This is a genomic window from Sphingomonas sp. UYP23 (assembly GCF_054059235.1).
Window position 1 is genome coordinate 3,631,583 of the sequence record NZ_JBSSBX010000001.1, and the last position, 19,047, is coordinate 3,650,629.

Consider the following 19,047-nt stretch of genomic DNA (forward strand, 5'->3'; position numbering starts at 1 on the left):
GCGGTAAGGGGACGCATGGTAGAGATGCTCGTTTGGCCGACCGTGATCGGCCTGCTCGGTGCGGTGATCGGGAGTTTCCTCGCAACGCTCGTGATCCGCTGGCCGGAGGGGCGATCGGTTATGCGTGGGCGCTCGCACTGCGACGGCTGCGATGTCCCGCTCGGCGTGCGCGATCTGGTGCCGGTGTTGAGCGCCGCGCTGGCGCGCGGGCGCTGTCGCAGCTGCGGAGCGGCGCTCGACCCGCGGCATTGGCAGATCGAGCTCGGGTGCGTCGTGATCGGCGTGCTTGCGGGGTGGGCTGTGCCGGGGCCGGTCGGGCTGGCGGGCGCCGTGTTCGGCTGGCTGCTGGTGACACTCGCCGCGCTCGACATCGCCGAATTGTGGTTGCCCGATGCGCTGACCGCGACGCTGGCCGGGGCGGGGCTGGCCACGGGCTTGCTCGGGGTCGAACCGTCGCTCGGCGACCGGATGATCGGCGGCGTCGGTGGCTTTGCCGTGCTGTGGGCGATCGGGGCGGCGTACAGGCGCCTGCGGCATCGCGAGGGGCTCGGCGGCGGCGATCCGAAACTGCTCGGCGCGATCGGGCTGTGGCTCGGCTGGCGGTTGCTTCCGGCGGTGGTCTTCCTTGCCGCGCTGACCGGGCTGGCAATCGTCCTGGCCGGGCTGCTGCGCGGTCGCGGCGCGGGCCTGGGAGATCGCGTGCCGTTCGGAGCGCTGCTGGCGATCGCGGCTTACCCGGCCTGGCTGTTCCTGCTAGGCTCATTGCCATGAAAGCGCTCCTCTTGTTCGCGCCAGTGTTGCTTGCCGCTGCCCCGCAGGCGACCCCGGTCGCGCCCGCGCCGCGGCTGGTTTCGGTCGATGGCCTGCCGCTCGGTGCGATCCCCAAGCAGCAGCTGCCGGCACATGGGTGTGCCGCCTATCTCTGGACGGCGAGCGGGACGCGCGCGCTGATCGCGATGGCCGGCGCGGATCCGGCGCGTCTGCGCGTCTCGCTCCAGGGCAAGATCACCGATCTCGATCGCACCGCGCAGGTCGGCGCGAGCGGCTTCGGTTTTCCCGAAAAGGCCGAATATGGCAGCGGTAGCCTTGTCGCCAAACTAACGATGAAGGTCGAGACGCGCGAGTCGATCAGCGCGGGCGCAGTCGTGCCCGAGGGTCTGCTCGAGATCGACCAGGCAGGGCAGGATTCTGTGATAGTGCCGGTGGCGGGTCTGATCGGCTGCGTTTGAGGGGAAATACGATGACGATGCTCGACGTTCTGAGCCGGCAGCGCGCTGCCTTCATGGCCGAGCTGCCCGTCAGCGTCGCGGTCCGCAAGGATCGCCTCAACCGCGCCGCGGCGATGATCGCCGACAATGCCGATGCCTTTTGCGACGCGCTGAGCGAGGATTTCGGGCATCGCAGCCGGGAGCAATCGATGCTGACCGACATCGCATCGTCGATCGCACCGATCCGGCACGCGCTCAAATCGGTCGATCGCTGGACGCGGCGCGATCAGCGGCCGGTCCAATTCCCGCTCGGGCTGTTGGGCGCGCGCGCCTGGGTCGAATATCAGCCCAAGGGCGTGGTCGGCGTGATCGCACCGTGGAATTTTCCGGTGAATCTCGTGATGGGGCCGATCGCGGGTATCTTCGCGGCCGGCAACCGCGCGATGGTCAAGACCAGCGAATTTACGCCGCGCACTGCGGCGCTGTTCGAAGCTGTCTGTGGCACCTATTTCGCGCCGGACGAGCTCGCTTTCTTCAGCGGCGGGGCAGAGGTGGGCAAGGCGTTTTCCGAGTTGCCGTTCGATCACCTGATCTTCACCGGCGCGACGGGCATCGGGCGGCATATCCTGCATGCTGCCGCCGACAATCTCACGCCCGTTACGCTCGAGCTCGGCGGCAAGTCGCCGGTAATCGTCGGAAAGGACGCCGACATTACCAAGACCACCGAGCGCGTCGCGATCGGCAAGATGCTCAACGCTGGCCAGATCTGCCTCGCGCCCGATTACATGCTCGTGCCCGAAGCGCAGGAGCAAGCCGTCGTCGACGGGCTCAAGGCGGCGGTGTCGGCGATGTACCCGACATTGCTCGCCAATCCCGATTACACCGCGATCATCAACGACCGGCACCATCAGCGCCTGCAGGAATGGGTCGCCGACGCACGCGCCAAGGGCGCGACGGTCGAGACGGTCAATCCGGCAGGTGAGGATTTCGGAGGGTCGAACAGCCGCAAAATGCCGCTGCACATCGTCCGGAACGCGACCGACGACATGATCGTGATGCAGGAAGAACTCTTTGGGCCGATCCTCCCGGTGCGGCGCTATAGCGCGATCGACGCCGCCATCAGCGAGGTCAATCGTCGCGACCGGCCGCTCGGCCTCTATTATTTCGGGCCCGATGCCGCCGAACGGCGGCGCGTGCTCGACCGCACGATTTCGGGCGGCGTGACGCTGGACGATGTGGTGTTTCACGTCTCGATGGAGGAATTGCCGTTCGGCGGGATCGGCCCGTCGGGAATGGGCTCGTATCACGGCACCGACGGCTTCAAGACCTTTAGCCATGCCAAGGCGGTGTTCAAACAGGCCAAGCTCGACGTTGCCAAACTGGCGGGACTCAAGCCGCCCTACGGCAAGGCAACCTGGACGAGCATCAAGCGGCAGATGAAATAGGCTTTAGGCGGCAGCGTCGATCCGATAGTGGATTGGCTTGAAGCTGCCGCCATTGCTCGCCGGCGCCGAGCAGGCGGTGAGGCCGATCACCAAATTCATCGCTGCGCGGAACACGATATGGTCGCCCGCCTGGCTGATCGGCGGGAGGACCGATAGCTTGCCGGTCGTGGCATCGACCGGGACGTTCATGAAGCAGTTGAACGCGACCGGGATCCGGTCTGGTGTCACGCCATACGGTTCGAGCGCCGCCGCCAGATTGCCGAAGCAGCCGCGATGCGGCGGCAAGTCTGGATAGAAATGGTGGAAGGTGTCGTACGAACACGGCGTGAGCAGGAAATCGTGCCGTCCGACTGTGTCGGCAATGATGTCGAGCATCGGCTGCGACCGGTTGGAATAGAGCAGATGGCCCGTGGTAAGGAAGATCGTCTCGGCATAGTCGAGCGTCCGGCCAGAGGAGATCACCTCGCCCATATCCTCGGCGTTGAACGCGAGCAGATCGGCGACCTGGCGACCGCGCGGGTCGATCACGGTCAGGGTCTCGCCCTGCGCCAGACGGAACGCGGTACCGCTGCGCTCGGGGATTTCGATCGTCTCGCTCATTCGGGCGTGCCCGCATAAGTGAACGGGCATTTCCACTCGGTGCCCACGGCCCGTCCGCTATATTGGCGCGCCTCGCTCATTTCGCCGTGGCGCGCGAGCATCGGATTACGGCTTCCCGCGAGCGCTTCGTCGCGCACCAGGATTTTCTCGCGCATCCCCTCATAGCGGCCTTGGTCGCGGAGTGTGGTGAACTGGTCGTGCAGGTTGAACACCATCGTCGGCCGCGCGAAGCGGCGTGCGGGGCGGCTGGCATTGGGATGCAGGCCGACGATGAAGAACGCCTCGCCGCCGAAACTCAGCGAGAAATGCGGGCTCTCCGGGTCGGCGCTGACGCCTGCGTCATAGCCTTGCCCGCGCCAAACGTCCTTGTCCGAGATCGATTGCGCGCGCTGCCACAGTGCCGTTTCGAACGCGTCTTCGCTCAGGCCGTCGGGGCCGTCGAAGATCACCGCGAAGCTGCGGAACAGACCCGGATCGGCGCGATAATCCGCCGCAAAATGCAAGAGGCCGTCATGGATCCGCAGATCGTCCCACGCGCTGTCGATTCTATCACAGGCGAGCACCGACAGCGTGCCCTTGGCGAGCGCGGCCTTCGCCCCGACACAGGGAAAGTCCGCCGCCGCGACATGTGCGTCGAGCAGGGCTTGGAAATCCTCCTGCGCGCGGTGGCGCCAGGGGAAGAGCGGGGTGGGGGGCATCGGCATGTCCAACAAGACGACTCCCCCGTCGCAAGGTTCCCGAAAACCTAGTTGATCTTAGTCAAACAGACGAGGGATTTGTGCCTTGGGAAACCCCTCCCAGGCTTGGTCGTAATCGGCATCCAGCGCACTCGATTCCAACGCAAACTGGGTCGGCGTGAATACCCAGCGGCTCTCGATCATAAAGGCCATCGTACCGTCGAGCTTGTGCGGCTTGAGGTCCGCCGCGCTCGCACCCTGCCAGCTCGCCACGTCGGGGCCGTGCCCGCTCATCTGGTTGTGGAGCGACAAGGCTCCGGGGACGAAACCGTCGGCCTTGGCGTCATAGGCTCCGTAGAGCAGGCCCATGCACTCGCTCATCGTGTTGCGGTGGAACCAGGGCGGGCGGAAAGTGTCTTCCGCCACCAGCCAGCGCGGCGGGAAGATCACGAAATCGACGTTGGCCGTGCCGGGAACGTCGCTTGGGCTCGTCAGCACGGTGAAGATCGACGGGTCGGGATGATCGAAGCTGATGCTGCCGATCGTGTTGAAGCGCGTCAGGTCGTATTTGCACGGCGCGTAATTGCCGTGCCAGGCAACGACGTCGAGCGGCGAGCGGCCGAGATCGGTGGTCCACAGGCTGCCAAGGAATTTCTGGACGAGCTCATACTCGCCCTCGACATCCTCGAACCATGCGACCGGCGTCTCGAAGTCGCGCGGGTTGGCAAGGCCGTTGGCGCCGATCGGGCCGAGGTCGGGCAGGCGGAAGGGCTGGCCGTGGTTCTCGGCGACGTAGCCGCGCGCGGTGCCGTCGGGCAGCGTCACGCGGAAGCGCACGCCGCGCGGGATCAGCGCGACTTCGCCGGGCTTGACGTCGATCCGTCCGAATTCGGTCAGCAGCGTAAGCGCGCCGTGCTCGGGGAGGATCAGCAGTTCGCCATCGGCCGAGGCGAAGGCGCGGTTTTCCATGTCCCTGGTGGCGCGATAGATGTGCATCGCGACGCCGGTCTGCGTCGCGGGGCCATCGCCTGCGACGACCATCGTTGTCAGGCTGTCGAGCCAGTCGGCCTGGGCAAGCGTATCGAGCGGTTTCCAGCGCAGGCGATTGGGCGCAAGCGGTGCGGTGGCGACGCCCGGCGCGAACAGCGGTGCGCCGTCGTAGCGGGTGAAGGCTGGATGCGCGGCTGACGGGCGCAGGCGGTAGAGCCACGAGCGCTTGTTCTCGTGTCGCGGCGCCGTGAAGGCGGTGCCGCTGAGCTGTTCGGCGTAGAGGCCGAACGCCGGGCGCTGCGGTGCATTGCGGCCGATCGGGAGCGCACCGGGGACGACCTCGCTGGCGAAGTGGTTGCCGAAGCCGGTCATATAGTCTGGCATAGCGTTGCTCCTACTTCCCCTCTCCCACCGGGAGAGGGAGGGGCCCATCGCGGTGGCGATGGGAGGGTGAGGGCAGCGCCCGGTACGAGACTGCCCTCATCCGGCGCTTCGCGCCACCTTCTCCCACGCGGGGAGAAGGATTCAGGCCTCGACCGCGCCCGGCACCACGCCGCGGCGGATCTGGTCGAGCTCGATGCTCTCGAACAGCGCCTTGAAATTGCCTTCGCCGAAGCCGTCATTGCCCTTGCGCTGGATGATCTCGAAGAAGATCGGCCCGACCATATTCTCGGTGAAGATCTGCAGCAGCAGCCCGCCACCGGTCTCGGGCGCGCCGTCGATCAGGATGTCGCGCTTGCGCATTTCCTCGACGTCGTGGTCGTGCCCGGGCAGGCGCTTGTCGATCAGGTCGAAATAGGTCTGCGGCGTCGTCTGGAAGCGGATGCCGTTGGCGCGCAGCGTATCGACGGTCTTGAAGATATCGTCGGTCGCCAGCGCGAGATGCTGAATGCCTTCGCCCTTATAGTCCTTGATGAACTCCTCGATCTGCGAGTGTTCGTCCTGGCTTTCGTTCAGCGGGATGCGGATCTTGTCGTCGGGCGCGGTCATCGCCTTGGAGAAGAGACCGGTCGACTGACCCTCGATGTCGAAATAGCGGATCTGGCGGAAATTGAAGATCCGCTCGTAATAATCCGCCCAATACGCCATCCGCCCGCGCTGCAGATTGTGCGTGAGATGGTCGAGCGTATGCAGGCCGACGCTGTGATCGTCCACGCCAGCGCCCTCGACCGGGGTGAAGTCGGTCTCGTAGATGCGCGACTTCTCGTCGACCAGATACAGGTTCGCGCCGCCAATGCCTTCGATCGCGGGAAGGTCGAGCTCGTCCGGGCCGACTGCGCCCTTCACCGCGACGGCGCCGCGCTCGACGGCCATTTTGAGCGCGCCTTCGCCATCGGCAACACGGAACGCCATCGCATTCGCAGACGGGCCGTGCGTGTCGCGGAAGCCTGCGACCTGGCCAGCGTCATCCATGTTGAGCAGGAAGTTGATGTCGCCCTGCGCGTAGCGGCGGACGTTCTTCGACTTGTGATTGCCGACATGCGTGAAGCCCATCTTGACGAACAGGTCGGCCATCGCCTCGGGGTTGGGCGAGGTGAATTCGACGAATTCGAAGCCGTTCAGGCCCATCGGGTTTGCAGGCTTGGTGTCTGGCGCGGTCATCGGTCGGCTCCAACTGGTTTCAGATGAAACGATATAGCGGGCTTGCGCACAGCGGTCCATCCCGTATCGATTGTCCATGGCAACACTCAAACTCGACGACTTCCTGCCCTATCGCCTGTCGATCGCGTCGAACCGTGTCTCGGCCGCGATCGCCACCGCCTATCAGGCGCTGTTCGGGCTCAAGATTTCGGAGTGGCGGCTCGTCGCGGTAATCGCCGAAGGGCCGGGGATGACGCAGCAAGCGCTCGGGCTGGCGACGCGGATGGACAAAGTCACCGTCAGCCGCGCAGCCGCCGCCTTGGTCGAGCGTGGGCTGGTCGCGCGGCAGCCCAATCCGGGCGACCAGCGCTCGCACATGCTCGCGCTCACCGCGACCGGGCGGGCGCTGTACGACGATGTCGCGCCCAAGGCGCTCGAGCTCGAAGCGCGGGTTTTCGCCGGTTTTTCGCCCAAGGAGATCGCGACCTTCCGCGCGATGCTTGACCGGATCGAGGCATCTGCCGCACCGTTCGACCCGGAGCAGGGTTGATAGCAGGGCCTTCCCTGGCCTAAGCGAACTCGGCCCTCCCCAGGCGAACCGTGTTTTTCCAGGAGGACCTTCATGCCCGACATGCTCGACCGCGCCGGCCTTTCCGTCGCGGCGCCGCTCGCCACCTTTGTCGAGGAGCGCGTCCTCCCGGGCCTCGCCATTGCAGCTGGTGCGTGGTGGTCGGGGGTTGCAGCGATCTATGCGCGCTTCGCGCCGCAAAATGCTGCGCTGCTGCAGGTGCGCGACGATCTCCAGGCCAAGATCGATGCGCGCTATCAGGCGGGCGGCGCGGTTGACGAAGCGTATTTGCGCGAGATCGGCTATCTTGTTCCTGAGCCTGCATCCTTCAGGATCACGACGGAGAACGTCGATCCCGAGGTCGCGACGATGGCCGGGCCGCAACTCGTCGTGCCGATCCTCAACGCGCGCTTCCTGCTCAATGCCGCCAATGCCCGCTGGGGGAGCCTGTACGACGCCTTTTACGGCACCGATGCGCTGCCGGGTATGGCGGTGCAGGGCGGCTATGATCCGGTGCGCGGGCGCCAGGTCGTCGTCGCCGCCAAGGCGTTTCTTGACCAGGCGGTGCCGCTCGCGGACCGGCCCTGGGCCGAACTCGCCGACAAGGAGCCGGTGCTGCGCGATCCGGCGCAACTCGTCGGGCGCAAGGGTGCGTCGTGGCTGTTTGTTCACAACGGTCTGCACATCGAGGTGGTGGTCGACCGCGACCACCCGATCGGGCACGACGATCCGTCGGGAATCGCCGACGTCATCCTCGAATCGGCGCTGACGACGATCTGCGACCTGGAGGATTCGATCGCCGCGGTCGATGCGGACGACAAGGTCGCGGCCTATGCCAACTGGCTCGGGCTGATGACCGGGACGCTCCAGGAATCGTTCGACAAGGGCGGAAAGACGATCACGCGGCGGCTCAACGCCGATCGTGTCTATGACAATGGCCTGACGCTAGCGGGGCGCAGCCTGTTGTTCGTCCGAAACGTGGGGCATCTGATGACGACGCCCGCACTGCGGCTTGCCGATGGTAGCGATGCGCCCGAGGGAATTCTCGATGCGATTCTGACCAGCACGATCGCACTCTACGACCTGCGCGAGCTCGGCGCGTTCCGCAATAGCCGCGCCGGGTCGGTCTATATCGTCAAGCCGAAGATGCACGGGCCCGCCGAATGCGCCTTCACCAATGCGCTGTTCGACGCCGTCGAGGATCTGCTCGGGCTGGCTCGCAACACGATCAAGGTCGGCGTGATGGACGAAGAGCGCCGCACCTCGGCCAACCTTGCCGCCTGTATCGAAGCGGTGAAGGACCGCATTGTCTTTATCAACACCGGCTTCCTCGATCGCACGGGCGACGAGATGCACACCGCGATGCGCGCCGGGCCGATGGTCCCCAAGGGCGAGATGAAGACGAGCGACTGGATCAAGGCGTATGAGGACCGCAACGTCCGCATCGGCCTGGCCGCCGGGCTGTCCGGCAAGGCGCAGATCGGCAAGGGGATGTGGGCTGCGCCCGACCGGATGGGTGACATGATGGCGCAGAAGATCGCGCATCCGCAGGCAGGTGCGAACACCGCCTGGGTTCCCTCGCCAACCGCCGCGACGCTCCATGCGATGCACTATCACCAGATCGACGTGTTCGCGCGCCAGGCGGAGATTGCCAGGGAGATGATCCCGTCGCTCGACGCCTTGCTCACGGTGCCGGTTGCGACGGGGCGCAACTGGACGCCCGATGAAATCCGCGCCGAGCTCGACAATAATGCACAGGGCATTCTCGGCTATGTCGTGCGCTGGATCGACCAGGGGGTCGGCTGCTCGAAGGTGCCCGATATCCACGATATCGGGCTGATGGAGGATCGCGCGACCCTGCGCATCTCCTCGCAGCACATCGCCAACTGGCTTCTCCACGGCGTGACCACGCCCGACGAGGTCGATGCGGCGTTCGACCGGATGGCGGCAAAGGTCGACGTGCAGAATGCCGGAGACCCTCTGTATCGACCGATGTACGGGCATCCCGAAAGCCTCGCGCTGCAGGCGGCACGCGCGCTGGTTTTCGATGGCGGCGCACAGCCCAACGGCTATACCGAGCCGCTGCTGCACACCTATCGGCTGATGCTGAAGCAAAATTAGGGAAACCTACGCCGTTTCGTGCGTTGGGTGGCGTAAGTGGGGCCGTTCGCGCGAGATTTCCGCGAAGAAGCGGGGAATTTGGTCGTTGAGCGTATCGGGGTTTTCGAATGGGATATTGGCCGTTGCCGCTGCGGGAATGCAGCAGGCGCTGCCTCCAGTAGCGCCAGCGGCGCCCCCGGTGGTTTCGACGCAACAGGCGCCCGAGCCCGCAATCGTGCCCGACGCCGAGTTCGACAAAGCGCTGCCGCCCTTGTCGAACGACATCAACGCCCCGCTCGAGCCGCTTGTCCCCGTCGCGCAGGCGCCTGTCGAAACCGCGGCGCCCGAATTGGCGCAGCCTTTACCAGCGCTGCAGGGGTTCGATTCGACGCCGCTGGTCGACGTGACGGTCAAGGACAGCTCGTCTCCTGAGATCCGGTATGACACCGAAGTGCGCGGGCTCGATGCGCTCAAGGTGAAAGGGCAGTTCAATGGGCTCTCGGCGCTCCGTGGCGGAAAGGGCAAGGCTGCCAATGCGACCGTCGTCTCGGCGCGTGCGCGCGAGGATGAGGCGCTCGCGATCCGGCTGATGAAATCGCTCGGGTATTACGATGGCACCGCGGTCTCGACGATCGAGCCGATCCCAGGCGACGCGACCAAGCTGCGCGCAATCGTATCTGCGACGCCGGGAAAGCAGTACAAGCTCGGTACCATTGCCGTGAAGGCCGAACCGACCACCCCGCCGGGGCTGGTCGAGAGCCAGCTTCCACTCAAGGTCGGCGACGCGATCGAGGCCGACCGCGTGCAGGGTGCCGAAGCGAACGTCGCGCTGATCCTGCCGCAGCGCGGCTATCCCTTCGCCAAGGTCGGCCAGCGCGACATCCTGCTCGATGACGTGACGGGGCTGGGCGACTATACGCTCCCGGTCGATACCGGACCGCGTGCGTCGTTCGGCACCTTCACCACCGAGGGCAGGCTCGCTTTCGGGGCCGAGCATGTCAGCGTGCTGACGCGCTTCAAGCCGGGCCAGCTGTACGACAACCGCCTGACCGACGATCTGCGCGCCGCGCTCGTCGCAACGGGACTGTTTGCGACCGTATCGGTCGAGCCGGTCCGGACCGGCAATATCAACCCCGACGGGACCGAGCAGGTCAACCTGCTGGTCAAGCAGGAGCGCGGCAAGCAGCGCTCGCTTGCCATCAGTGGCGGCTACAGTACCGGGCAGGGCGTTCGCCTTGAAGGCTCGTTCACCAACCGCAATCTATTCCCGCCCGAAGGTGCGCTGATCGTCACGGCGGTCGGTGGTACGCAGGAGCAGGGCGCGAGCGCGACCTTCCGCCGTTCGAACGCCGGCAAGCGCGACAGGACCGTTACGCTTACCGCCGCGGCCGATCGCACCAATTACGACGCGTACAACGCTCTGACCGCGACGCTGTCGGGCAAGGTGTCGTATGATTCGACGCCCTTGTGGCAGAAGAAATTCAGCTACGCCTATGGCTTCGAATTGGTCGGCACCAACGAAAGCGTCTACGATTTCGGCCTGGGCGACCGCAAGCGCGGCACCTATTTCATCGTCGCGCTGCCGGGGCAGGTGCTGTTCGATCGCTCCGACAGCCTGCTCAACCCGACCAAGGGCTATCGCCTCAAGCTGAGCGTCAGCCCAGAAACCTCGGTACGTGGCTCGGTGCGGCCCTATGTCCGCACGCTGGTCGAGGCGAGCGGCTATTACCCGATCGGGAGTAGCATCGTCCTTGCCGGGCGCGTGCGCGCCGGCTCGATCGACGGCACCAGCCGCGACGATCTTGCGCCGTCGCGGCGCTATTATGGCGGTGGCGGCGGCTCGGTGCGCGGCTACGGCTATCAGCGGCTCGGGCCGCTCGACCCGCAGGGTAATCCGGTCGGCGGGCGCTCGCTCAACGAGTTCGCGCTCGAGGCGCGCTATCGCTTCGGCAATTACGGCATCGTGCCGTTTTTCGACGGTGGCAACGCCTATGAAGGCCCGATCCCGAAGGGCTCGGACCTGCGCTATGGCGCGGGCATCGGCGGACGCTTCTACACCAATTTCGGGCCACTGCGCGTCGACGTCGCCACCCCGCTCAACCCGCGTAAGGGCGACGGCAAGGTCGCACTCTACATTTCGATCGGACAAGCTTTCTGATGGCCGAGGAAGAGGTCGTCATCGTACGCCGTCCGCTGTGGCAGCGCATTCTCAAGTGGCTCGCGATCACGCTGGTCGGGCTGATCGTGCTCGTCGGCCTGTTCGTACTCGGGCTCGACACGGCGCCCGGGCGGCGCGTGATCGCAAACTATCTCGGCGGCTACTCGACCGCCTCGGGGCTCAACATCAAGGTCGGGCGGATCGACGGGTCGCTCTATGGCGCGATGGTGCTGACCGACGTCCGGGTCAGCGACCAGAAGGGGGTGTTCCTTGCCTCGCCGCGGATCGCGGTGGACTGGCGTCCGTTTGCGTATGCACAGAACCATATCGACGTACGTTCGGCGCAGGCGGCGTTGGTTACGATGACGCGCTCGCCGGCGTTCAAGCCGACGCCGACCGACCCCAATGCGCCGATCCTGCCCGATCTCGATATCGATATCGGCCGGCTGACGATCGATCGCATGATCCTCGCAAAGCCCGTCACGGGCCAAACGCATATTCTCAAGATCGACGGCGCCACGCACATCGCCGACAAGCGCGCGCAGGTGACCGCGACGGTCGCCGCGCTGACCGGCGCCGGGATTGCCGGCGGCGACCGGCTCGCACTCAAGCTCGATGCGGTGCCCGATAAGGACAAGCTCGACCTCGACGCACGCCTGACCGCACCCGCCAATGGCGTGGTCGCGCAAATGGGCGGCCTCAAGGCGCCGCTCGACTTCACCATCGCCGGCACGGGCGGCTGGAAGGCCTGGGTCGGCAAGGCAACGGGGACGCTTGGCGGCGCCTCGCTCGCCGATCTTTCGCTCGAGGCGCATAACGGCACCTTCAAGGTTCGTGGCACGACCAATCCCGGACTCTATCCCGGCGGTGCGCCCAAGGACAAAGCGACCCCAGTCAATCCGATCGCGCGGCTCACGGCGCCGGCTTTGCAGGTCGCGGTCGATGCGACGCTCGACCAGCGTAAGGTCAATCTGACGACCACATTGCGGTCGGACGCGCTGGCGCTCGATGCCAAGGGTCTGCTCGATTTCGCACAAAGCAGCTTCGGGCAGTTCGCGGTCAACGCCAAGCTGCTGACCCCCGGCGCGATCGCGCCCAACCTCAACGGGCGCGATGTCGCGGCGCGTGTGGTGCTAGACGGCAAGTTCGCCACGCCGACCGTCAATTACGTCATCACGGCCGGCGTGCTCGGCTTTGGCGAGACGCGCGTCGAGCAGCTCTATGCGTCGGGCTTGGCTCGTGTGAATGCCGATCATATCGTCGTGCCGGTCTCGGCGCGTGCTGCCCGCGTCACCGGGCTGAACGCAGCCGCGGGCGGTCTGCTCGACAACGTCGCGATCAATGGCGATTTCGCGATCGCCAACGGCAAGCTGCTGTCGGACAACCTCAAGATCCGTTCGCGCAAGATCGACGCGACCGCGGTGGTCGTCGCCGATCTTGCTACGGGCCTGTATCGCGGTGCGCTCAATGGACGCGTCAACGATTATAAGGTCGACGGTTTCGGTATCGTCTCGCTGCGCACCGACGCCAAGCTGGTCACGGTCGCCAGCGGCGGCTTCGGCATCACCGCGCATGTCGCCGCCAAGACCTCGCAAATCTTCAACGAGGGCGCGCGGAATTTCCTTGGCGGCAACGCCGCGGTCACTGCCGACGTCGGCTACGATCCCGACGGCATCATCACCTTCCGTAATCTCCGCCTCGCCGCGCCGCAGTTCCGCGTCACGCGGGGGCAGGGGCGGTACGATCCCAAAGGGCCGCTGCTCGTCGATGCCGATGCCTATTCGAATCAATATGGACCGCTGACCGCGCGCGTGACGGGGACCGCGACCAAGCCCGTCGTGCTGCTCCGCGCCGCGCGTCCGGGGGTTGGGGTTGGTCTGGTCAATCTCGAAGCGCAGGTGCGCGGCAACGGAACGTCCTATGCGGTGCTCGCCAAGGGCGGAACCAATTACGGGCCGTTCACCGCTGATGTGTTGGTCACACCGTCGCCGCGCCTGACTGCCGATATCCACAACGCGCGCTTCGCCGGCGTCGATTTCAAGGGCCGCGTCGAGCAACTCGCCGCAGGGCCGTTCGGGGGCCGGATCACCTTTGCCGGATCGGGCATCAGCGGCGCCGCCCTGCTCGCCGCGCAAGGCAAGGTCCAGCGTGTCGATGTCGCCGCACGGGCCAGCAACGCCAAGATCCCGGGAGCGGCCGACTTCACGATCGGGCGCGCGATCATCAATGCGCAGGCCGTGCTCTATCCCAGCGCACCGCAAATCGTCGCCGACGCGCAGGTCGCCGATCTGCGCTATGGCGCCGCCGTGCTTTCGGCAGCGCGGGCGAAGGTCAATTACGTCAATGGCAGCGGGACCGCGCAGCTTCTCGCGACGGGTTCGAACGGCGTGCCGTTCCGCGTCGCGGCGAATGCGCGGCTCAGCCCCAAACTGTGGCTGGTCGCAACGCAGGGGCAGGCCAACGGTATTTCCTTCAAGACGGGCAACCCCGCACGGATCGACATTGGCGGCGGCGTCTATCGCCTGCAACCGACGCGGATCGATTTCGGCGCGGGTGCAAACAGCGCAGGCGGCAGTGCGCGCGTCGCGGGCGAATACGGCAAGGGGCTGTCGGCCAAGCTACGGCTCGACTCGCTCGACGTGTCGGTGGCCAACGCGCTCGTCCCCGATCTCGGCCTTGGCGGCACCGCGACGGGGTCGCTCGATTACACGCAGCCGCAAGGTGCTTCCGTCCCCCAGATCGCCGGCCAATTCCGCGTCAAGAACTTCACGCGGTCGAGCCTCGCGAGCGTGTCGCAACCCGTCGATCTGATCGCGCAGGTCGGGTTGACCAATGCCGGCGGCGATGCCCGCGCGCTGATCCAGCGGGGCGGGACTACGGTCGGCCGTTTGGTCGCGACGCTGCAGCCTTTGGGTAGCGGCAGCAATTGGACCCAGCGCCTGCTCGCTGCACCGTTGTCGGGCGGGATCCGGTATAACGGTCCGTCGAGCGTTCTGTTCTCGCTCGCTGGTTTGGCCAAGCAGCAATTGTCGGGGCCGATCGCGGTTGCCGCCGATTTCGCCGGGCGCGTCGATGCGCCGCAGCTCAACGGCCTGATCCGCGCCGATGCGCTGACCTATGACAATGAGGCTTATGGCACGCGGCTGACTGAGATGAAGATCGCGGGACGCTTCACCAACGATCGCTTCGAGCTGACTCAGCTCTCGGCGCGCGCCGGCGACGGCACGGTTCAGGCGCAGGGCTCGGTCGGCTTCTCCTCGGCGGCGGGCTTCCCGATCGACATCAAGGCGACGCTCAACAATGCGCGGCTCGCCAGCAGCGACGCGCTCGGCGCGACCGCGACGGGCACCGTTTCGGTCAGCAACAGCAAGGCCAAGGGTGGCGTGATAACGGGCGACATCCGCATTCCAAATGCGCGCTACGAGATCATCCGCCAGGGGCAAGCCGAAGTCGCCGAACTGACGGGTGTCCGCCGCAAGAGCGATGTGGTGAAGGCCGCCACGCAACCCGTCGCGGAGGCTCCGGTCGGTCTGTTCAAGCTCGACATCCGCGTGCGCGCCGAAAACCAGCTGTTCGTGTCCGGCATGGGGCTCGAATCCGAGTGGGAGGCCGACATGCGTGTGGCCGGAACCTCGGCCGCGCCGCAGATCCTTGGGCGGTTGCAGATCGTTCGCGGGACCTACTCGTTCGCGGGCAAGCGCTTCGACGTGACCAAGGGCGACGTCCGCTTCGCCGGCGGGGCGCTGGTCGATCCGGAGATCAACATCAGCGCGACGACCACGACGAGCGACGTCACCGTGGTGATCAACATCACCGGCACCGGCCAGAAGCCGCAGATCGCCTTCACCTCGACCCCGGCTTTGCCGCAGGACGAAGTGCTCAGCCGCCTGCTCTTCGGCAGCTCGGTGACCAATCTGTCGGCCATCCAGGCGATCCAGCTCGCTTCCGCGCTCAACTCGTTGCGTGGGTCGGGCGGCGGGCTCAACCCGCTTGGCAAGCTGCGCAGCGTCGCCGGAATCGATCGCCTGCGTATCCTCGGCGCCGACTCCGCGACGGGGCAGAGCACGTCGCTTGCGGCGGGCAAGTACATCACGAAGAACATCTATGTCGAAGTGATCACCGACGCGCGCGGCTTCACGGCGACGCAGATCGAGGTATCGCTGACCAAGGCCCTCAGCGTGTTGTCACAGGCCGGGTCGTTCGGCGGGTCGAACGCGACGGTGCGCTACAAGCGGGACTTCTGACGGGACGGAGCCGCCTTCGGGCGGTTCCGCTTTCGCTTCGTGCGGAAATCGAATATCCGGTATCCCGGAGAATGGCGATGCACACAGAACATTTCGACGTCGTGGTGGTCGGGGCGGGGCTTTCCGGGATCGGCGCGGGCTATCACCTGCAGACGCTGTGTCCCGACCGCAGCTATGTGATCCTCGAGGGCAGGGCGGCACTTGGCGGGACATGGGATCTGTTCCGGTATCCCGGGATCCGCTCCGACTCGGACATGTACACGCTGGGCTATGCGTTCAAGCCCTGGACCGAGGCGAAGGCCATTGCCGACGGTCCCTCGATTTTGCAGTATGTCGGCGATACGGCGCGCGAACACGGCATCGACCGGCATATTCGCTTCAACCAGCATGTCGAGCGGGCGGAATGGTCGACGCCGGACGCGCGCTGGACGGTGACCAGCGACGGCCCCGACGGGCCAACGGCCCTCACCTGCAATTTCCTCTTCATGTGCAGCGGCTATTATAACTACGCGCGGGGTCACACGCCCGACTGGGCCGGGACCGATCAGTTCGCGGGGCGGATCGTCCATCCGCAATTCTGGCCCAGCGATCTCGATTATGCCGGCAAGGAGGTCGTCGTGATCGGCAGCGGCGCGACCGCGGTGACGCTCGTTCCCGCGATGGCGCAGACCGCGGCGCATGTGACGATGCTGCAGCGCTCGCCGACCTATGTCGTCTCGCGCCCGGCCGAGGATGCGACCGCGAACTGGTTGCGGCGAAAGCTGCCTGCAATGCTCGCCTATCGGCTTGTGCGCTGGCGCAACGTGCTGCTCGGGATGGCGTTCTTCAACCTCGCGCGCCAACGACCGGCGAAGACCAAGGCGCGGCTGGTCAACATGGTGCGCGACCATCTCGGCCCCGACTACGACGTCGCGACGCATTTCACGCCGAAATACAATCCGTGGGACCAGCGGCTGTGCCTTGTCCCCGATGCCGATCTGTTCGGGGCCCTCAAGGAGGGCAGGGCGTCGGTCATCACCGATACGATCGACCATTTCACGCAGGACGGGATCGTCCTCGCCTCGGGCGAGGAAGTGCCAGCCGACGTGGTCGTCACGGCGACCGGGCTCGAATTGCAATTGCTCAGCGATGTTGCGTTCAGCGTAGACGGCAAGCCGGTCGATCTGGCCGACACGTACAATTACAAGGGCATGATGTATTCGGGCGTGCCGAACATGGCATCGTCGTTCGGCTACACCAATGCGTCGTGGACTCTGAAGGCCGACCTGACCTGCGGCTATGTCTGCCGCCTGCTCAATACGATGACCAAGCGTGGTCTACGCCAGGCTACGCCGACGCTCGATGGCGGACCGCTCGAAGCGAAGCCGTTTCTCGATTTCACTTCGGGCTATTTCACCCGCGCCATGGCGAAATTCCCGAAACAAGGGGACAAGGCGCCGTGGCGGCTTTACCAGAATTACGCGCGCGACCTGCTGACACTGCGCTTCGGATCGGTTGACGATGCGATGGTTTTCTCAAATCCAGCGCCGGTCAAGCGTCGCATAAAAATCGCCGCCTGACCTGGAACCGCATTCGAACGCTTGAGTTTGAATGTAACGAAAGTTTGCCGTTGCGCTGTTCGTTCGAACGAACTAACCGCGCGCTGTGCTGCAGCAAAAGCTCCTTGAAATTGCGATCGCGGAATTCGCCAGCAAGGGGTTGGAAGGGGCCAGCACGCGCAGCATTGCGGCCAAGGCGGGGACGGCGATGTCCTCGATCACCTATCACTTCGGCGGCAAGGAAGGGCTGTACCTAGCTGCAGCGGACTATATCGCCTCGCAGATCGGTAGCGATATCGCGCCCGCCGTCCCGATTGATGGGGTCCCCGCGGGAACGACGCCCGACCAGGCGCGGGCCTTGCTGCACGACATGGTCCGGCGCTTTATCGACACGATGACCGGGCGCAGGAGCGCTATGTTCTCGCTGTTCATCATGCGCGAGCAGATGGAGCCGACCGAAGCTTTCGAGCGGATCTATGGCGGCCTGATGGGTGGAATGCTCTCCGCCCTGGTCGAACTGATCTGCATCGCGACCGGACGGCGGGACGCCACCGTTGCGCAGGTCGCCGCGATCACGCTGATGGGGCAGGTGATCGTCCTGCGTGCCTCGCGCGCGACCGTCCTCAAATTGCTGCAGCGATCCGACATCGATCCGGCAGCGATTGCGCTGCTGGCCGCGCGCATCGCCGCCAATACCGACGCCATTCTCGACCAACTGATTGCCGAACGACAGGAGCTTCCATGAGCGAAGACCAGAGCAACGCCGCCCAGCCCGACGACACCGAGGATCGTAAGCTCAAGGACGGGCACGGTGATGCCGATGGCAAGCGGGATGACGCGCGCAAGCATGGCGACGCGTCGAAGGATGATGACGATTCGGACGACAAGCCCAAAAAGCCGTCGATCTTCAGCAAGCCGCTGTTCTGGATCATCCTGGTCGTCGTCCTCGCGGCGCTCGTGATCGGCGGGACGCTCTATTATCTCGATGCGCGGCAGTACGAGTCGACCGACGATGCCTTTGTCGATGCACATATCGTGCGGATCTCGCCCAAGGTCGCCGGCACGCTCAAGGCGGTTGCCGACATCGATAACCGTCATGTCGAGGCGGGCCACGTGCTCGCGGTGATCGAGCCCTCGGGTCCCGAGGCGCAGGTTGCCGAGGCCGACGCCAACGTTAAGCAGGCGCAGGCGCAGTTCGAACAGGCGCGCGCGCAGGTGACCGCGGCGCAGGCGACTCGCGATCAGGCGGCCGCACAGGCTCGCGCTCCGCTCGCCACTGCGGCCAAGGCGCAACAGGATCTTGCCCGCTACGTCGCGCTAGTGCGGATCGACCCGAATGCCGTCGCGGCGCAGCAGCTTGATGCCGCACGCGCGACCGCGCGCTCGACCGCGGCCGATGCCGCCGCCGCGCGCCAACAGATCGACAGCGCAGCCGCCAATATCACGGTCGCTCGGCGCCAGGTGGCGGCCGCGCAGGCGGTCATCGAAGCGCGCCGCGCGACGGTGCGTCAGGCTAACGTCACGCTCGGCGACAACCGCCTGATCGCGCCGGTCGCTGGCCAGGTGGTCAACCGCCAGGTCAATGTCGGCTCCTATGTCGGACCGGGGACGCAGCTGATGGCGATCGTGCCCGATCACATCTGGGTCACCGCCAACTTCAAGGAAACGCAGCTGCAGTTGATGACGATCGGCAAGCCGGTCGAGATCAAGGTCGACGCCTACCCCGACGTCAAGTTTAAGGGCCATGTCGATTCGATCCAGCGCGGTGCCGGGCAGGCCTTCGCGCTGCTCCCGCCACAGAATGCCACCGGCAATTATGTGAAGGTGGTCCAGCGCGTTCCGGTGCGGATCGAGTTCGATCTCAAGAACGGCCCCGATCCGCGCAAATATCCGCTCGGCCCCGGCATGTCGGTCGTCCCGACGGTCAAGGTCCGCTGA

The 19,047-nt window shown here is 65.7% G+C and carries 14 protein-coding genes; 10 read left to right on the top strand and 4 right to left on the bottom strand.

What is annotated here, in order from left to right:
• Positions 1–15 precede the first annotated feature (15 nt).
• From ACVWYO_RS17925 to ACVWYO_RS17935, 3 genes are read left to right on the top strand one after another with little or no spacing between them, the layout of a single operon-like run.
• Positions 16–771 (top strand): prepilin peptidase, encoded by a 756-nt coding sequence (locus tag ACVWYO_RS17925; protein WP_457353095.1) that lies wholly within the window; start codon positions 16–18, stop codon positions 769–771.
• Positions 768–1,229, top strand: coding sequence for a hypothetical protein (locus ACVWYO_RS17930; protein ID WP_457353097.1), 462 nt, complete (start codon positions 768–770; stop codon positions 1,227–1,229). The genes ACVWYO_RS17925 and ACVWYO_RS17930 overlap by 4 nt, the downstream gene beginning before the upstream one ends.
• Positions 1,230–1,240: 11 nt before the next feature.
• Positions 1,241–2,653 (top strand): coniferyl aldehyde dehydrogenase, encoded by a 1,413-nt coding sequence (locus tag ACVWYO_RS17935; protein ID WP_457353099.1) that lies wholly within the window; start codon positions 1,241–1,243, stop codon positions 2,651–2,653.
• Between the two features lie 3 nt (positions 2,654–2,656).
• On the opposite strand, the gene ACVWYO_RS17940 is transcribed toward ACVWYO_RS17935, so the two are convergent.
• The 4 genes from ACVWYO_RS17940 to hppD form a co-directional block, all read right to left on the bottom strand.
• Positions 2,657–3,253, bottom strand: a complete 597-nt coding sequence (locus ACVWYO_RS17940) for a DUF1989 domain-containing protein (RefSeq protein WP_457353101.1) — start codon at positions 3,251–3,253, stop codon at positions 2,657–2,659.
• A complete protein-coding gene (gene gntA / locus ACVWYO_RS17945; protein ID WP_457353103.1) occupies positions 3,250–3,957 on the bottom strand; it encodes a guanitoxin biosynthesis heme-dependent pre-guanitoxin N-hydroxylase GntA in 708 nt (235 codons plus the stop codon). The genes ACVWYO_RS17940 and gntA overlap by 4 nt, the downstream gene beginning before the upstream one ends.
• A 51-nt stretch (positions 3,958–4,008) precedes the next feature.
• Positions 4,009–5,304, bottom strand: coding sequence for a homogentisate 1,2-dioxygenase (hmgA, locus tag ACVWYO_RS17950; protein ID WP_457353105.1), 1,296 nt, complete (start codon positions 5,302–5,304; stop codon positions 4,009–4,011).
• Positions 5,305–5,445: 141 nt separating this feature from the next.
• A complete protein-coding gene (hppD, locus tag ACVWYO_RS17955; RefSeq protein ID WP_457353107.1) occupies positions 5,446–6,522 on the bottom strand; it encodes a 4-hydroxyphenylpyruvate dioxygenase in 1,077 nt (358 codons plus the stop codon).
• A 76-nt stretch (positions 6,523–6,598) separates the two neighbouring features.
• Here hppD and ACVWYO_RS17960 point away from each other — a divergent pair, with 76 nt between their 5' ends.
• From ACVWYO_RS17960 to ACVWYO_RS17990, 7 genes are all read left to right on the top strand, one after another.
• Positions 6,599–7,051, top strand: a complete 453-nt coding sequence (locus ACVWYO_RS17960) for a MarR family winged helix-turn-helix transcriptional regulator (protein WP_457353108.1) — start codon at positions 6,599–6,601, stop codon at positions 7,049–7,051.
• 72 nt (positions 7,052–7,123) lie between these two features.
• Positions 7,124–9,190: a malate synthase G gene (locus ACVWYO_RS17965; protein ID WP_457353109.1), complete on the top strand. Its 2,067-nt coding sequence runs from the start codon at positions 7,124–7,126 to the stop codon at positions 9,188–9,190.
• A 136-nt stretch (positions 9,191–9,326) separates the two neighbouring features.
• Positions 9,327–11,327: an autotransporter assembly complex protein TamA gene (locus tag ACVWYO_RS17970; RefSeq protein ID WP_457355039.1), complete on the top strand. Its 2,001-nt coding sequence runs from the start codon at positions 9,327–9,329 to the stop codon at positions 11,325–11,327.
• Positions 11,327–15,571: a translocation/assembly module TamB domain-containing protein gene (locus ACVWYO_RS17975; RefSeq protein ID WP_457353111.1), complete on the top strand. Its 4,245-nt coding sequence runs from the start codon at positions 11,327–11,329 to the stop codon at positions 15,569–15,571. The genes ACVWYO_RS17970 and ACVWYO_RS17975 overlap by 1 nt, the downstream gene beginning before the upstream one ends.
• Before the next feature lie 77 nt (positions 15,572–15,648).
• Entirely contained in the window at positions 15,649–17,130 is a 1,482-nt protein-coding gene (locus ACVWYO_RS17980; protein ID WP_457355041.1) for a flavin-containing monooxygenase, read from the top strand.
• 85 nt (positions 17,131–17,215) lie between these two features.
• Complete coding sequence (locus ACVWYO_RS17985; protein ID WP_457353113.1) at positions 17,216–17,854, top strand: CerR family C-terminal domain-containing protein; 639 nt, start codon at positions 17,216–17,218, stop codon at positions 17,852–17,854.
• Positions 17,851–19,047 carry an HlyD family secretion protein gene (locus tag ACVWYO_RS17990; protein ID WP_457353115.1) on the top strand — a complete coding sequence of 399 codons (1,197 nt, stop codon included), beginning with the start codon at positions 17,851–17,853 and terminating at the stop codon, positions 19,045–19,047. Before ACVWYO_RS17985 ends, ACVWYO_RS17990 begins: the two co-directional genes overlap by 4 nt.

Coding starts and splice junctions, on each gene's coding strand:
- ACVWYO_RS17925 (WP_457353095.1), top strand. CDS start 16: ATGGTAGAGATGCTCGTTTGGCCGACCGTGATCGGCCTGCTCGGTGCG.
- ACVWYO_RS17930 (WP_457353097.1), top strand. CDS start 768: ATGAAAGCGCTCCTCTTGTTCGCGCCAGTGTTGCTTGCCGCTGCCCCG.
- ACVWYO_RS17935 (WP_457353099.1), top strand. CDS start 1,241: ATGACGATGCTCGACGTTCTGAGCCGGCAGCGCGCTGCCTTCATGGCC.
- ACVWYO_RS17940 (WP_457353101.1), bottom strand. CDS start 3,253: ATGAGCGAGACGATCGAAATCCCCGAGCGCAGCGGTACCGCGTTCCGT.
- gntA (WP_457353103.1), bottom strand. CDS start 3,957: ATGCCGATGCCCCCCACCCCGCTCTTCCCCTGGCGCCACCGCGCGCAG.
- hmgA (WP_457353105.1), bottom strand. CDS start 5,304: ATGCCAGACTATATGACCGGCTTCGGCAACCACTTCGCCAGCGAGGTC.
- hppD (WP_457353107.1), bottom strand. CDS start 6,522: ATGACCGCGCCAGACACCAAGCCTGCAAACCCGATGGGCCTGAACGGC.
- ACVWYO_RS17960 (WP_457353108.1), top strand. CDS start 6,599: ATGGCAACACTCAAACTCGACGACTTCCTGCCCTATCGCCTGTCGATC.
- ACVWYO_RS17965 (WP_457353109.1), top strand. CDS start 7,124: ATGCCCGACATGCTCGACCGCGCCGGCCTTTCCGTCGCGGCGCCGCTC.
- ACVWYO_RS17970 (WP_457355039.1), top strand. CDS start 9,327: ATGCAGCAGGCGCTGCCTCCAGTAGCGCCAGCGGCGCCCCCGGTGGTT.
- ACVWYO_RS17975 (WP_457353111.1), top strand. CDS start 11,327: ATGGCCGAGGAAGAGGTCGTCATCGTACGCCGTCCGCTGTGGCAGCGC.
- ACVWYO_RS17980 (WP_457355041.1), top strand. CDS start 15,649: ATGCACACAGAACATTTCGACGTCGTGGTGGTCGGGGCGGGGCTTTCC.
- ACVWYO_RS17990 (WP_457353115.1), top strand. CDS start 17,851: ATGAGCGAAGACCAGAGCAACGCCGCCCAGCCCGACGACACCGAGGAT.